The 14,327-nt window shown below is 65.9% G+C and carries 10 protein-coding genes and 3 rRNA genes; 1 reads left to right on the forward strand and 12 read right to left on the reverse strand.

The genetic code is table 11. The features are described from left to right. Positions 1-69: 69 nt before the first annotated feature. The 9 genes from OHA81_RS14380 to OHA81_RS14420 all read right to left on the reverse strand — a co-directional run bounded on the left by OHA81_RS14380 (position 70) and on the right by OHA81_RS14420 (position 9,953). Positions 70-168 carry a 30S ribosomal protein bS22 gene (locus tag OHA81_RS14380; RefSeq protein WP_003948845.1) on the reverse strand — a complete coding sequence of 33 codons (99 nt, stop codon included), beginning with the start codon at positions 166-168 and terminating at the stop codon, positions 70-72. Between the two features lie 140 nt (positions 169-308). Then, positions 309-518 carry a helix-turn-helix domain-containing protein gene (locus tag OHA81_RS14385; protein WP_008738568.1) on the reverse strand — a complete coding sequence of 70 codons (210 nt, stop codon included), beginning with the start codon at positions 516-518 and terminating at the stop codon, positions 309-311. Between the two features lie 114 nt (positions 519-632). Next, complete coding sequence (locus OHA81_RS14390; protein ID WP_329196103.1) at positions 633-1,463, reverse strand: phosphatase; 831 nt, start codon at positions 1,461-1,463, stop codon at positions 633-635. Positions 1,464-1,578: 115 nt separating this feature from the next. Next, positions 1,579-2,727 carry an acetoin utilization protein AcuC gene (locus OHA81_RS14395; protein ID WP_329202284.1) on the reverse strand — a complete coding sequence of 383 codons (1,149 nt, stop codon included), beginning with the start codon at positions 2,725-2,727 and terminating at the stop codon, positions 1,579-1,581. Next, positions 2,699-3,943, reverse strand: coding sequence for an MFS transporter (locus OHA81_RS14400; RefSeq protein ID WP_329196105.1), 1,245 nt, complete (start codon positions 3,941-3,943; stop codon positions 2,699-2,701). Before OHA81_RS14400 ends, OHA81_RS14395 begins: the two co-directional genes overlap by 29 nt. A gap of 102 nt (positions 3,944-4,045) precedes the next feature. Beyond that, positions 4,046-4,699 (reverse strand): HAD family hydrolase, encoded by a 654-nt coding sequence (locus tag OHA81_RS14405; RefSeq protein WP_329196107.1) that lies wholly within the window; start codon positions 4,697-4,699, stop codon positions 4,046-4,048. A gap of 131 nt (positions 4,700-4,830) precedes the next feature. Continuing rightward, positions 4,831-4,947 (reverse strand): 5S ribosomal RNA (gene rrf / locus OHA81_RS14410). A gap of 73 nt (positions 4,948-5,020) precedes the next feature. Continuing rightward, positions 5,021-8,143, reverse strand: a 23S ribosomal RNA gene (locus OHA81_RS14415). Between the two features lie 285 nt (positions 8,144-8,428). Further along, a 16S ribosomal RNA gene (locus OHA81_RS14420) occupies positions 8,429-9,953 on the reverse strand. Together the 16S, 23S and 5S rRNA genes form the textbook arrangement of a ribosomal RNA operon. Before the next feature lie 893 nt (positions 9,954-10,846). Between OHA81_RS14420 and trpS the strand changes: the two genes are divergently transcribed. Further along, complete coding sequence (gene trpS, locus OHA81_RS14425) at positions 10,847-11,845, forward strand: tryptophan--tRNA ligase (protein WP_329196109.1); 999 nt, start codon at positions 10,847-10,849, stop codon at positions 11,843-11,845. A 47-nt stretch (positions 11,846-11,892) separates the two neighbouring features. On the opposite strand, the gene proC is transcribed toward trpS, so the two are convergent. The 3 genes from proC to OHA81_RS14440 form a co-directional block, all read right to left on the reverse strand. Further along, positions 11,893-12,702 (reverse strand): pyrroline-5-carboxylate reductase, encoded by an 810-nt coding sequence (proC, locus tag OHA81_RS14430; protein ID WP_190185916.1) that lies wholly within the window; start codon positions 12,700-12,702, stop codon positions 11,893-11,895. Between the two features lie 75 nt (positions 12,703-12,777). Further along, positions 12,778-13,515 (reverse strand): ABC transporter permease, encoded by a 738-nt coding sequence (locus OHA81_RS14435; RefSeq protein WP_329196112.1) that lies wholly within the window; start codon positions 13,513-13,515, stop codon positions 12,778-12,780. Then, a complete protein-coding gene (locus OHA81_RS14440) occupies positions 13,512-14,315 on the reverse strand; it encodes an ABC transporter ATP-binding protein (protein WP_329196113.1) in 804 nt (267 codons plus the stop codon). The genes OHA81_RS14435 and OHA81_RS14440 overlap by 4 nt, the downstream gene beginning before the upstream one ends. Positions 14,316-14,327: the final 12 nt, after the last annotated feature.

The raw sequence follows: 14,327 nt of genomic DNA on the forward strand, positions 1-14,327 counted from the left end.
CCCCCGGCTACACCGCAGCCCCTCCACCAGGATGGTGGAGGGGCTGCGGAGAACACGTACAGCTGCCGTTTACTTCTTGTTACGGCGCTGGACGCGGGTGCGCTTGAGCAGCTTGCGGTGCTTCTTCTTGGCCATCCGCTTACGCCGCTTCTTGATAACAGAGCCCACGACTACCCTCGCTCACTTCTCGGAACATCCCCGCGCCAGCGGGGATCGGTGCGGGGCGTCTGGGCCCACACGACCTACGTCGGCCTAGCCTACCCGCCCGAGCTCTGAGCTTGTAATCCGAGGGCAACCCGAGAGTCATCTCAAGCCGACTCCACCCCCACATAAGACTCTCGGAGGTACTCGTGAACCGCGTTCTCGGGGACCCGGAAGGACCGGCCCACCCGGATGGCGGGCAGATGACCGTTGTGCACCAGGCGGTACACGGTCATCTTCGACACTCGCATCACCGAGGCGACCTCCGCCACGGTCAGGAACTGAACCTCACTGAGAGGCCTCTCGCCAGCAGCCATGACACACCTTGACCTTCCGCGCATGACGGGCACCGGCTTCCCCTCCGGTTACACCCCGTCGTCGCACGCTCACTCCCCAGAGTAGGGGCGTGTGATACGAGTGGGGAAGAGGAGCTACGGCCACTCCTGACGCCACGGCAGACCGGCGCGGCCCAATACGTAACGAACGAGGGGCCGGTAGAAATCCGAGGACACCCCGTCATCAAGCGGAACCGTCACCGCGACCCGCCCCTCGGCCTCCCCCACGAACAGCGCCGGATCGTCCGTATCCGCCAGCCCGATCGCCTCCACACCCAACTGACCTGCGCCGCAGACCCAACCGTGGTCCCCCACCACCAGTTCCGGCAACGGCCCTCCGGCATCCGCCAACGCCCCCAGCGCGATCCGAACCGGCAGCGGCGAATGGGTGTGCGCGCCGGTGACACTCACCGGTGGACGCGCGCCGGCTTCCCGCACCAGTGCGACCCCCCGTACGTAATCGATGCGGTGCCCTCCTACGCCGAACCGGGTCGCCATGTCGACATGCACCCCCTGCGCCGGGGTGAGGACAACACAGCCCACCGCCGACAGGGCACGGGCCAAACCGGCGTAGAACGCAAGGAGGCGGTGCGGGTGTCCCGTCCCGAACATCACCGGCGACCGCCGCCGCGCCGCCTCCTCCAGCCGCGCCGCGAACGCCTCCAGCCCGGCCAGCGTCCGCTCCGGATCGATCACGTCCGGCCCGCTGACGTGCGCGGGGTCCGCCGAGACCCCGCACCTGTCCGCCATCAGCCGCAGCAGATCACGCTCACCCCAGCGCCACTGCGGCTCCAGCCCCAGCAGCACCCGCGGATCGCGGGCCGCGAACAGTCTGTAACTGCGCAGGCTCTCCTCACGCGACGTAGCGACGGGCCCGGCCAACCGGGAAGCCAGCAGATGCGCACGCAACGCGCCGGTGCTCAACACCCTCCGATGCTGCCGCACCGGACGCCGCGCCTCATCAATTCCCGTGCACAGCCCCACGGTTGGCGTAACGGTGCCCCGCCGCACACCCCGCCGCACACCCCGCGGCGCCCACCGCCTACACGAGCATCCCGCGCAGCGGGAACACCGCCCGCCGCGTCGCCAGGACGGCCTGATCCGTACTGTCCGCCGGGTCGTAGCCCGCCTCCCAGTCCCGCCATCCGACCGTCCGGCCGTCCGTCATCCGCACCGGCCCCGGCTGTCGGGTCCGCGCGTACACCTCGCTCCGCCACTCCTGCGGCACGTCGGAAGCCGGATCGACCGGCCGGTGCGCCGCGATCCCGACCAGATGGGTCCAGGAGCGCGGTACGACGTCCACCACCGCGTAGCCGCCCCCGCCCAGGGCGAGCCAGCGGCCGTCCGCGTACGCGTGGGCCAGCCGGTGACACGCCTCCTGGACGGCCCGCTGCGCGTCCAACGACACCGCCAAATGGGCCAGCGGATCCTCGAAATGCGTATCGGCCCCGTGCTGGGACACCAGGACCTGCGGCCGGAAGTCCGCGAGCAGCTCCGGCACCGTCGCGTGGAACGCCCGCAGCCAGCCCTCGTCACCCGTCCCCGCCGGCAGCGCCACGTTGACCGCCGAACCCTCGGCGGCCGGCCCGCCCGTCTCCTGCGGCCACCCGGTCTGCGGGAACAGCGTCCGCGGATGCTCGTGCAGGGACACCGTCAGCACCCGCGGGTCGTCCCAGAACGCCGCCTGCACCCCGTCCCCGTGGTGCACGTCCACGTCCACGTACGCGACGCGCTCGGCGCCCAGCTCCAGCAGCCGCGCCACCGCCAGCGCCGCGTCGTTGTACACGCAGAACCCGGACGCGCCACCCGGCATGGCGTGGTGCAACCCGCCCGCGAAGTTCACGGCGTGCCCGGCCTCCCCGCGCCAGATCGCCTCGGCCGCCGCCACCGACTGCCCCGCGATCAGCGCCGACGCCTCGTGCATCCCGTGGAACGCCGGATCGTCGACGGTGCCGAGCCCGTACGAGCCGTCGGCCACCCCGGGATCGGCCGACACCTCCCGCACCGCGGCGACGTAGTCCTCCCGGTGCACGAGACGCAGCGTCGAATCCCCGGCCGCCCGGGCCGCCCGTACCTCCATGGCCCGGTCCAGCCCGAAGGCCCGGACCAGACCCATGGTCAGCGCCAGGCGCACCGGATCCATCGGATGGCTCGGTCCGAAGTCATACCTCGTTACCGCCTCGTCCCACATCAACAACCCGGTCACCGGCTCGCCGCTCATGCCCGACACCGTATCGGGCCCCGCCGACGCCGAAGGAACGGGCGTAGAACAGCGTCACCAACACCAGCACCATCGGCACCAGCATCGCGCCGCGATAGCTCCAGGCGTCCCCTATCCCACCGACCAGCGGCGAACCGATCAGGAAGCCCACGTAGTTGAAGATGTTCAGCCGGGCGACGGCCGTGTCCGACGCCCCGGGGCCGAACTTCTCGAAAGCGAGCCTTCCCGCGGCGGCGAAGGTCTGCGGCACGATCACGCACAGCCCGATCCCCAGCAGGGTGAAGCCGAGCATCCCCGTCCACGCCCCGGGCGCGGCGGCCACCACCGCGAACCCGCCGGCCGCGACCACCGTCCCCGCCCGCACCACCGCGACCGGCCCGAAGCGGCGCACGCCCAGGTCCCCGACGGCCCGGCCGAGCAGCGTGGTCACCATGTACACGTTGTACGGGACCGTCGCCAGCTGCTCGGAACTCCCCAGCACGTCCTGGAGGTACTTGGCGCTCCAGTTCGAGACGGTCGAGTCCCCGATGTACGCGCACGCCATCACCAGGCACAGCGGCAGCAACAGCCCGAACCCGCCGGGCCCCAGGCCCTTCCCGGCGCCGCCGTCCGCGCCCGGCGCGCCCTGGTCCACGTAGTACCGGCTGGCCGCCAGGGCCGCCGGGAGCAACAGGACGACGGCCGGCAGGTAACTCACGAAGAGCCCCAGATGCCAATGCGCCCCCGCCCACGCGGCGGAGGCCCCGACGATCCCGCCCAGGCTGTACGAGGCGTGGAAGCCGAGCATGATGCTGCGGCCGTACGTCCGCTGGAGACTCACCCCGAGCATGTTCATCGAGGCGTCGAGCGCCCCGACCGACAGCCCGAACGCCCCGAGCGCCAGGGCCACGTGCCACATCTGCCCGCCGGCGCCGGCGCCGAGGAGGGCGAGCAGTACCAACGGCTGGGCCCACCTCAGGACCACGCCGGGCGCGATCCGCTTCACCAGGTGCTCGGTAGCGACGCTGGAAATCCCCGCGAGGACCGGCACGGCGGCCAGGAAGGCGGGCAGCAGCCCGTCGGATATCCCGTACTGGTCCTGGATGGCCGGGATCCGGGTCACGAGGAGGGCGAAGGTCACGCCCTGCACGAAGAAACTGAACGCCAAGGACCACCGGCCACGGCGCAGCCGCACGTCATCTGTCATGGCGGCTCAGCGTAGGGGCCGGGGCTACCGGTGGGTAGAGCGATCACCCCACCAATCACGTGTCAGCACGTGTCAGTGGGGCGGCTCCGGTACCGCCACCGGTCACTCGTCGAGGCCGAGCAAGCGGATCAGGTCCTTCATCTCCCCGAAGCAGGCCTTCGCCCCGGCCAGCCGGTCGGCGGGCATCATCCCGGTGAACCCGTACACGTCCATCCCCGCGGCCACGGCGGCCTCCACCCCGAGCGGGCTGTCCTCGACCACCACGCACCGCGCCGGCTCGACACCCATCCGTTCGGCGGCGTGCAGGAACAGATCGGGCGCGGGCTTTCCACGGCCCACGTCCTGCGAGCTGAAAATCCACTCCTCCTCGAACCACCCGTCGATCCCGGCGGCGCGATGCCCGACCCGGATCCGCTCGTGGCTCCCCGAGGAGGCGAGGCAGTAGGCGACCCCCTTCGCGGTCAGCGCCCCGAGCACCTCCTCCACACCGTCGACGGGCCGCAGCTCGCGCGCGAACGCCTCGAACGTCCGGGAGTGCAGCATCTCGTCGAAGTCCTCGGGCAACCGCTGCCCGGTCCGCTGCAGCACGAGGTCGTGCACCCGGTGCACGGCGCCGCCCATGTAGTCGCGGAGCGACTCGTCGTACGTGGTGGGGTGCCCGATCTCGGTCAGGTACCCGGCGAGGATCCGATTGGCGAGCGGCTCACTGTCCACCAGCACGCCGTCGTTGTCGAAGATGACGAGGTCATAACCCATAAGCCCACCTTACGAGCCGTCAGCGCGGGCGGAGCGCAACCCCGTGCGGGTGATCGGCTGAAAACGCAGGTGAACGCAGAAAAGCCCCGCACCGGCCCCGAAGGGCCGGTGCGGGGCTTCCCGCAATGATTGTTCGGCGGCGTCCTACTCTCCCACAGGGTCCCCCCTGCAGTACCATCGGCGCTGAAAGGCTTAGCTTCCGGGTTCGGAATGTAACCGGGCGTTTCCCTAACGCTATGACCACCGAAACACTATGAAGTTGACCAACCGGATGACAACACGGTCGTTACTTCAGAACTAACACAGTGGACGCGAGCAACCGAGGACAAGCCCTCGGCCTATTAGTACCAGTCAGCTCCACCCGTTACCGGGCTTCCACATCTGGCCTATCAACCCAGTCGTCTACTGGGAGCCTTACCCTCTCAAGGAGGTGGGAATACTCATCTTGAAGCAGGCTTCCCGCTTAGATGCTTTCAGCGGTTATCCCTCCCGAACGTAGCCAACCAGCCATGCCCTTGGCAGGACAACTGGCACACCAGAGGTTCGTCCGTCCCGGTCCTCTCGTACTAGGGACAGCCCTTCTCAATATTCCTACGCGCACAGCGGATAGGGACCGAACTGTCTCACGACGTTCTAAACCCAGCTCGCGTACCGCTTTAATGGGCGAACAGCCCAACCCTTGGGACCGACTCCAGCCCCAGGATGCGACGAGCCGACATCGAGGTGCCAAACCATCCCGTCGATATGGACTCTTGGGGAAGATCAGCCTGTTATCCCCGGGGTACCTTTTATCCGTTGAGCGACGGCGCTTCCACAAGCCACCGCCGGATCACTAGTCCCGACTTTCGTCCCTGCTCGACCCGTCGGTCTCACAGTCAAGCTCCCTTGTGCACTTACACTCAACACCTGATTGCCAACCAGGCTGAGGGAACCTTTGGGCGCCTCCGTTACTCTTTGGGAGGCAACCGCCCCAGTTAAACTACCCATCAGACACTGTCCCTGATCCGGATCACGGACCGAGGTTAGACATCCAGCACGACCAGAGTGGTATTTCAACGGCGACTCCACCATGACTGGCGTCACGGCTTCAAAGTCTCCCACCTATCCTACACAAGCCGAACCGAACACCAATATCAAACTGTAGTAAAGGTCCCGGGGTCTTTCCGTCCTGCTGCGCGAAACGAGCATCTTTACTCGTAGTGCAATTTCACCGGGCCTATGGTTGAGACAGTCGAGAAGTCGTTACGCCATTCGTGCAGGTCGGAACTTACCCGACAAGGAATTTCGCTACCTTAGGATGGTTATAGTTACCACCGCCGTTTACTGGCGCTTAAGTTCTCAGCTTCGCACGCCCGAAAGCGCACTAACCGGTCCCCTTAACGTTCCAGCACCGGGCAGGCGTCAGTCCGTATACATCGCCTTACGGCTTCGCACGGACCTGTGTTTTTAGTAAACAGTCGCTTCTCGCTGGTCTCTGCGGCCACCCCCAGCTCAGGAAGCAAGTTCCCTCACCAGTGATGGCCCCCCTTCTCCCGAAGTTACGGGGGCATTTTGCCGAGTTCCTTAACCATAGTTCACCCGAACGCCTCGGTATTCTCTACCTGACCACCTGAGTCGGTTTAGGGTACGGGCCGCCATGAAACTCGCTAGAGGCTTTTCTCGACAGCATAGGATCATCCACTTCACCACAATCGGCTCGGCATCAGGTCTCAGCCTTAATGAGGGACGGATTTGCCTACCCCTCGGCCTACACCCTTACCCCGGGACAACCACCGCCCGGGCTGGACTACCTTCCTGCGTCACCCCATCGCTTACCTACTACAAGTCTGGTTCGTCGGCTCCACCACTTTCCTTTCCCCGAAGGGTCCGGAACGGCTTCACGGACTTAGCATCGCCTGATTCGATATTGGGCGTTTCAAAGCGGGTACCGGAATATCAACCGGTTGTCCATCGACTACGCCTGTCGGCCTCGCCTTAGGTCCCGACTTACCCTGGGCAGATCAGCTTGACCCAGGAACCCTTAGTCAATCGGCGCACACGTTTCTCACGTGTGTATCGCTACTCATGCCTGCATTCTCACTCGTGAACCGTCCACAACTAGCTTCCGCTGCTGCTTCACCCGGCACACGACGCTCCCCTACCCATCACAGCAGGCGTTGGCCCTATTGCTGCAATGACACGACTTCGGCGGTACGCTTGAGCCCCGCTACATTGTCGGCGCGGAATCACTTGACCAGTGAGCTATTACGCACTCTTTCAAGGGTGGCTGCTTCTAAGCCAACCTCCTGGTTGTCTCTGCGACTCCACATCCTTTCCCACTTAGCGTACGCTTAGGGGCCTTAGTCGATGCTCTGGGCTGTTTCCCTCTCGACCATGGAGCTTATCCCCCACAGTCTCACTGCCGTGCTCTCACTTACCGGCATTCGGAGTTTGGCTAAGGTCAGTAACCCGGTAGGGCCCATCGCCTATCCAGTGCTCTACCTCCGGCAAGAAACACACGACGCTGCACCTAAATGCATTTCGGGGAGAACCAGCTATCACGGAGTTTGATTGGCCTTTCACCCCTAACCACAGGTCATCCCCCAGGTTTTCAACCCTGGTGGGTTCGGTCCTCCACGAAGTCTTACCTCCGCTTCAACCTGCCCATGGCTAGATCACTCCGCTTCGGGTCTAGAGCGTGCAACTCAATCGCCCTATTCGGACTCGCTTTCGCTACGGCTTCCCCACACGGGTTAACCTCGCTACACACCGCTAACTCGCAGGCTCATTCTTCAAAAGGCACGCAGTCACGACCGTTGTTCCGAAGAACAACGGCGACGCTCCCACGGCTTGTAGGCACACGGTTTCAGGTACTATTTCACTCCGCTCCCGCGGTACTTTTCACCATTCCCTCACGGTACTATCCGCTATCGGTCACCAGGGAATATTTAGGCTTAGCGGGTGGTCCCGCCAGATTCACACGGGATTTCTCGGGCCCCGTGCTACTTGGGAGATGAGCAAGCAAGCCGCTGATGTTTCGTCTACGGGGGTCTTACCCTCTACGCCGGACCTTTCGCATGTCCTTCGACTACATCAACGGTTTCTGACTCGCCGACCGGCCGGCAGACCGATCAAGCTCATTCCCACAACCCCGCATGCGCAACCCCTGCCGGGTATCACACGCATACGGTTTGGCCTCATCCGGTTTCGCTCGCCACTACTCCCGGAATCACGGTTGTTTTCTCTTCCTGAGGGTACTGAGATGTTTCACTTCCCCTCGTTCCCTCCACACTGCCTATGTGTTCAGCAGTGGGTGACAGCCCATGACGACTGCCGGGTTTCCCCATTCGGACACCCCCGGATCAAAGCTCAGTTGGCAGCTCCCCGGGGCCTATCGCGGCCTCTCACGTCCTTCATCGGTTCCTGGTGCCAAGGCATCCACCGTGCGCCCTTAAAAACTTGGCCACAGATGCTCGCGTCCACTGTGTAGTTCTCAAGCAACGACCAGCCACCCATCACCCTGCACTCGAAAGCACAAGTTCACTGGGGCCGGCATCGCAGAAGGACAGCCATACGGCCGTACCCTCAGACACCCAACAACGTGCCAAGCACGATCATTTGAGATCCGCACACTTTCCACGCCGAAGCAGTACTCGTGAGGGTCTTCCATGACCGTGCCAACTAATCAACGTTCCACCCATGAGCTGACCGTGCAGAACATTTGCCTGCAATCGGTACTGTGCTCCTTAGAAAGGAGGTGATCCAGCCGCACCTTCCGGTACGGCTACCTTGTTACGACTTCGTCCCAATCGCCAGTCCCACCTTCGACAGCTCCCTCCCTTACGGGTTGGGCCACCGGCTTCGGGTGTTACCGACTTTCGTGACGTGACGGGCGGTGTGTACAAGGCCCGGGAACGTATTCACCGCAGCAATGCTGATCTGCGATTACTAGCGACTCCGACTTCATGGGGTCGAGTTGCAGACCCCAATCCGAACTGAGACCGGCTTTTTGAGATTCGCTCCACCTCACGGTATCGCAGCTCATTGTACCGGCCATTGTAGCACGTGTGCAGCCCAAGACATAAGGGGCATGATGACTTGACGTCGTCCCCACCTTCCTCCGAGTTGACCCCGGCGGTCTCCTGTGAGTCCCCATCACCCCGAAGGGCATGCTGGCAACACAGGACAAGGGTTGCGCTCGTTGCGGGACTTAACCCAACATCTCACGACACGAGCTGACGACAGCCATGCACCACCTGTATACCGACCACAAGGGGGGCACTATCTCTAATGCTTTCCGGTATATGTCAAGCCTTGGTAAGGTTCTTCGCGTTGCGTCGAATTAAGCCACATGCTCCGCCGCTTGTGCGGGCCCCCGTCAATTCCTTTGAGTTTTAGCCTTGCGGCCGTACTCCCCAGGCGGGGAACTTAATGCGTTAGCTGCGGCACCGACGACGTGGAATGTCGCCAACACCTAGTTCCCAACGTTTACGGCGTGGACTACCAGGGTATCTAATCCTGTTCGCTCCCCACGCTTTCGCTCCTCAGCGTCAGTAATGGCCCAGAGATCCGCCTTCGCCACCGGTGTTCCTCCTGATATCTGCGCATTTCACCGCTACACCAGGAATTCCGATCTCCCCTACCACACTCTAGCTAGCCCGTATCGAATGCAGACCCGAGGTTAAGCCTCGGGCTTTCACATCCGACGTGACAAGCCGCCTACGAGCTCTTTACGCCCAATAATTCCGGACAACGCTTGCGCCCTACGTATTACCGCGGCTGCTGGCACGTAGTTAGCCGGCGCTTCTTCTGCAGGTACCGTCACTTTCGCTTCTTCCCTGCTGAAAGAGGTTTACAACCCGAAGGCCGTCATCCCTCACGCGGCGTCGCTGCATCAGGCTTTCGCCCATTGTGCAATATTCCCCACTGCTGCCTCCCGTAGGAGTCTGGGCCGTGTCTCAGTCCCAGTGTGGCCGGTCGCCCTCTCAGGCCGGCTACCCGTCGTCGCCTTGGTGGGCCATTACCCCACCAACAAGCTGATAGGCCGCGGGCTCATCCTTCACCGCCGGAGCTTTCAACCCCCGCCCATGCAGGCAGGAGTATTATCCGGTATTAGACCCCGTTTCCAGGGCTTGTCCCAGAGTGAAGGGCAGATTGCCCACGTGTTACTCACCCGTTCGCCACTAATCCACCCCGAAGGGCTTCATCGTTCGACTTGCATGTGTTAAGCACGCCGCCAGCGTTCGTCCTGAGCCAGGATCAAACTCTCCATGAATGTTTACCCGTAATCGGGTGAAACACACACTTAGAGCGGGCCAGCCACAGTCGGAATAAGACCGGCTGACCACAACGTCCTCGCTGTGTTCATTGCCTGCAAGCACTCCACGAGGGAGCCCCACAGGACTTTTTCAAAGGAACCTCATCCACCGGAGTGGACGGGGTATCAACTTCTGGCGTTGATTTTTGGCACGCTGTTGAGTTCTCAAGGAACGGACGCTTCCTTCGTACTCACCCTCGCGGGTTTTCCTCCGGGCGCTTCCTTTGTTCTTCTTTGTTCTTGCGTTTCCGACTCTATCAGAACCGGTCCCGCTTGTTTTCCGCCTTCCAGTTCTTCGCTTTCGCGTTTCCCTTTCCGGCGATTCCGACTCTATCAGATCCTTTCGGGCCTGACTCCCAGTCAGCGGGATTTGCCGGGCGGGCCGTTGGGCCCTTGCGGCGAGTGAGACAGTAGCGGATTCCCCGCCCCCGATGCCAATCGGGGGCTGCGTCCTCGGACACGGATTCCTCATTCGCAAATACGCATGAAAACGAGACGCCAAAGTGCGTCATTCGTTCGAATGTGTAGTGCGGGATGGCCGTCCGGGGACCGACCGGGGTCGGCGCTCACTTCGGACAACTCGAAGAACCTTACGGACCTGCGACAGGTGTGTCAACCCTGGCGCGGGCCGGGGTCTCCCCGCTAGCCTCTGCCCCATGACTACGCATGCGCTCACGCTCAGCCTCTGCTGGTGGGCCGCCTGACGGCGGCCGACCTCCACCTGCGCGCGCATGCGCTCACGGCCGCCGCTTCGGCGGCCGTTTCTGTTTCTCCCCCCGGGAGTGGCTCGGTCGCCCCACGCGGTGCCACCGACCAGACGGCCACAAGGCCACTCATCCAGGGAGACGGACATGACGAGGATCTTCAGCGGGATCAAGCCGAGCGGGCACCTGACGCTGGGGAACTACCTGGGCGCCCTGCGGCAGTGGGTCGCGGCCGAGCAGGAGCCGCAGGACGCGCTGTTCTGCGTGGTGGACCTGCATGCGCTGACCGTCGATCACGATCCGGCCCGAGTGCGGCGGCTCAGCAGGCAGGCGGCCACGCTGTTCCTCGCCTCCGGGCTGGACCCCCTCAAGTGCACGCTGTTCCTGCAGAGCCACGTGGACGAACACACGCGGCTGGCCTACCTGCTGGAGTGCACCGCGACCGACGGCGAGCTGCGCCGGATGATCCAGTACAAGGAGAAGGCGGCGCGGGCCCAGGCGGCCGGGGACGGCGTGCGGCTGTCGTTGCTGACGTACCCGGTGCTGATGGCCGCCGACATCCTGGCGTACGAGGCTGCCGAGGTGCCGGTCGGTGAGGACCAGCGGCAGCACGTGGAGCTGGCCCGCGATCTCGCGGTCCGGTTCAACCACCGGTACGGGCACACCTTCACCGTCCCGCGGGTGGTGCTGCCCACCGTTGCCGCGCGGGTCATGGACCTGCAGGATCCGACGTCCAAGATGGGGAAGTCGCACGAGAACGGGGCGGGCATCGTCTATCTCCTCGACGAGCCGGCGGTGATCACCAAGAAGGTGATGCGGGCCGTGACCGACAGCGGGGACGGCGGGGTCGTCTACGACCGGGCCACGCGCCCCGGGGTGGCGAACCTGCTCGACATCCTGTCCGCCTGTACGGGCGGGGAGCCGGCCGCGCTGGCCGACGGGTACGCGGGGTACGGGGCGCTCAAGCGGGACGTCGCCGAGGCGGTGGTCGAGGTGCTGCGTCCGGTGCAGGAGCGGCACGCGGAGCTGGCGGCCGATCCCGGTGGGGTGGAGCGGGTGCTGCGGGCCGGGGCGGAGCGCGCGCGGGGGCTGGCCCGGCCGGTGGTGGACCGGGCGTACCGGAACATCGGGCTGCTGGAGCCCTGAAAGGCGTACTGCCGCGGCCCGCTCACGGGCGCGGACCGCGGCAGGCGTCAGCTGTTGCCGGAGGCGAGTTCGCGGCTGCGGTCGCGGGCCGCTTCGAGGGCTGCGATCAGGGCCGCCCGTACGCCGTGCTTCTCCAGCTCCACGATGGCGTTGATGGTCGTGCCGGCGGGGGAGGTGACGGCCTCGCGCAGCTTGACCGGGTGTTCGCCGCTGTCGCGGAGCATCACTGCGGCGCCGATGGCGGCCTGGACGATCAGATCGTGGGCCTGGGCGCGGGGCAGGCCGAGGAGGATGCCGGCGTCCGTCATGGCCTCGACCAGGAAGTAGAAGTAGGCGGGGCCGGAGCCGGAGAGGGCGGTCGCGGCGTCCTGCTGGGATTCGGGGACGCGCAGGGTCTTGCCGACGCCGCCGAAGATCTCCTCGGTGTGGGCGAGGTGTGCGGCGGTGGCGTGGCTGCCGGCCGAGATGACGGACATGGCCTCGTCCACGAGGGCGGGGGTGTTCGTCATGACGCGGACGACGGGGGTGCCGGGGGCGAGGCGTTCCTCGAAGAAGGCCGTGGGGACACCGGCGGCGCCGCTGATGACCAGGCGGTCGGCGGGGACGTGCGGGGCGAGCTCTTCCAGGAGCTTGCCCATGTCCTGCGGCTTGACGGTGAGGATGAGGGTGTCGGCCCGCTTCGCGGCCTCGGCGTTGCTGACGGCCTCGACGCCGTAGCGGTCGCGGAGTTCCGCGGCCCGTTCGGCGCGGCGGGCGGTGACGAGGAGCTTGCCGGCCGGCCAACCGCCGCGGATCATCCCGCTGAGCAGGGCCTCGCCGATCTTTCCGGTGCCGAGGACGGCGACTGTCTGGGTCATGTCTTCATCCTTGCATCCGGGCGGCGCCCGGGGCCCCGGTGTCCGCAGTGCGGTCGGCGGGCGGTCGGCGCGGGGCTACGGGGTGCGGCGGCGCAGGGTGGCCGCGCCGAGGGCGAGGACGAGCAGGGCGCAGGCCGCGACGATGACGGCGTCCCGGACGAAGGCGGCGGTCATGTCGGTGTGGCCGAGGACCTGGGTCATGCCGTCGACGGCGTAGGACATCGGCAGCACGTCGGAGAGGGCTTCGAGGACCGGCTGCATGGTGGCGCGGGGCGTCAGGAGGCCGCAGAGCAGGAGCTGGGGGAAGATCACCGCCGGCATGAACTGGACGGCCTGGAACTCGGAGGCGGCGAAGGCGGAGACGAACAGGCCGAGGGCGGTGCCGAGGAGGGCGTCGAGCAGCGCCACGAGCAGGAGCAGCCAGGGGGAGCCGAGGACGTCCAGGCCGAGGACCCACAGGGCGAGGCCGGTGGCGAGGAGGGACTGGACGACGGCGACGGCGCCGAAGGCGAGGGCGTAGCCGGCGATGAGGTCGCCCTTGCCGAGCGGCATGGCCAGGAGGCGCTCCAGGGTGCCGGAGGTGCGCTCCCGCAGGGTGGCGATGGAGGTCACCAGGAACATGGTGATGAGGGGGAAGATCCCGAGGAGGGACGCGCCGATGCTGTCGAAGGTGTGCGGGTTCCCGTCGTAGACGAAGCGGAGCAGCGTCAGCATCAGTACGGGGACCAGCAGCATCAGCGCGATCGAGCGCGGGTCGTGGCCGAGCTGGCGCAGGACGCGGCCGGCGGTGGCGGTGGTGCGGGATGCGTTCATCGGGTCTGCTCCCGGGCTCGGGCGTCGGCCTCGTCGACGAGGCGCAGGAAGGCTTCTTCGACGGTGGCGCAGTGGGTGCGGGTGCGGAGCGCGTCGGGGGTGTCCTGGGCGAGGATGCGGCCTTCGCGCATGAGGAGCAGGTCGTGGCAGCGCTCGGCCTCGTCCATGACGTGGGAGGAGACGAGGAGCGTGGTGCCGCGGGCGGCGGTGAGTTCGTGGAAGAGGTTCCACAGGTCGCGGCGCAGGACGGGGTCGAGGCCGACGGTGGGTTCGTCGAGGACGAGCAGTTCGGGGGCGCCGAGCAGGGCGACGGCGAGGGAGACGCGGCTGCGCTGGCCTCCGGAGAGGTTGCCGGCGAGGGCGGTGGCGTGGGTGGTGAGGTCGACGTCGGTGAGGGCGCGGGTGACGTCGGCGCGCCGGCGTTCGGCGGCGGCGCGGCCCGGGGTGAGGACGGCCGCGAAGTAGTCGAGGTTCTGCCGGACGGTGAGGTCGTCGTAGACGGAGGGCGCCTGGGTGACGTAGCCGATGCGGGAACGCAGCTCGGGGTGGCCGGAGGGGCGGCCGAGGACGTCGAGGGTGCCGGTGACGTGGGCCTGCGTGCCGACGACGGAGCGCATGAGGGTTGATTTGCCGCAGCCGGAGGGGCCGAGGAGGCCGGTGATGCGGCCGCGGGGGACGTCGAAGGCGAGGTCGTCGAGGACGGTGCGCGGGTGGCGGCCGGTGCCTCGGCGGACGGTGAGTGCGCGGGCGTGGACGGCGGGGGCCGCAGCCCCGTCGGTGCCGTCGGGCGATTTATTCATCACGTGATGAAT

The sequence above is a fragment of the Streptomyces sp. NBC_00667 genome, assembly GCF_036226825.1.
In the GTDB taxonomy this organism is placed as follows: domain Bacteria; phylum Actinomycetota; class Actinomycetes; order Streptomycetales; family Streptomycetaceae; genus Streptomyces.

Excerpts from the sequence above, each read along its gene's own strand:
- proC (WP_190185916.1), bottom strand. The coding sequence starts at position 12,702 with ATGACCCAGACAGTCGCCGTCCTCGGCACCGGAAAGATCGGCGAGGCC.
- OHA81_RS14400 (WP_329196105.1), bottom strand. The coding sequence starts at position 3,943 with ATGACAGATGACGTGCGGCTGCGCCGTGGCCGGTGGTCCTTGGCGTTC.
- OHA81_RS14440 (WP_329196113.1), bottom strand. The coding sequence starts at position 14,315 with ATGAATAAATCGCCCGACGGCACCGACGGGGCTGCGGCCCCCGCCGTC.
- trpS (WP_329196109.1), top strand. The coding sequence starts at position 10,847 with ATGACGAGGATCTTCAGCGGGATCAAGCCGAGCGGGCACCTGACGCTG.
- OHA81_RS14385 (WP_008738568.1), bottom strand. The coding sequence starts at position 518 with ATGGCTGCTGGCGAGAGGCCTCTCAGTGAGGTTCAGTTCCTGACCGTG.
- OHA81_RS14435 (WP_329196112.1), bottom strand. The coding sequence starts at position 13,515 with ATGAACGCATCCCGCACCACCGCCACCGCCGGCCGCGTCCTGCGCCAG.
- OHA81_RS14405 (WP_329196107.1), bottom strand. The coding sequence starts at position 4,699 with ATGGGTTATGACCTCGTCATCTTCGACAACGACGGCGTGCTGGTGGAC.
- OHA81_RS14395 (WP_329202284.1), bottom strand. The coding sequence starts at position 2,727 with ATGTGGGACGAGGCGGTAACGAGGTATGACTTCGGACCGAGCCATCCG.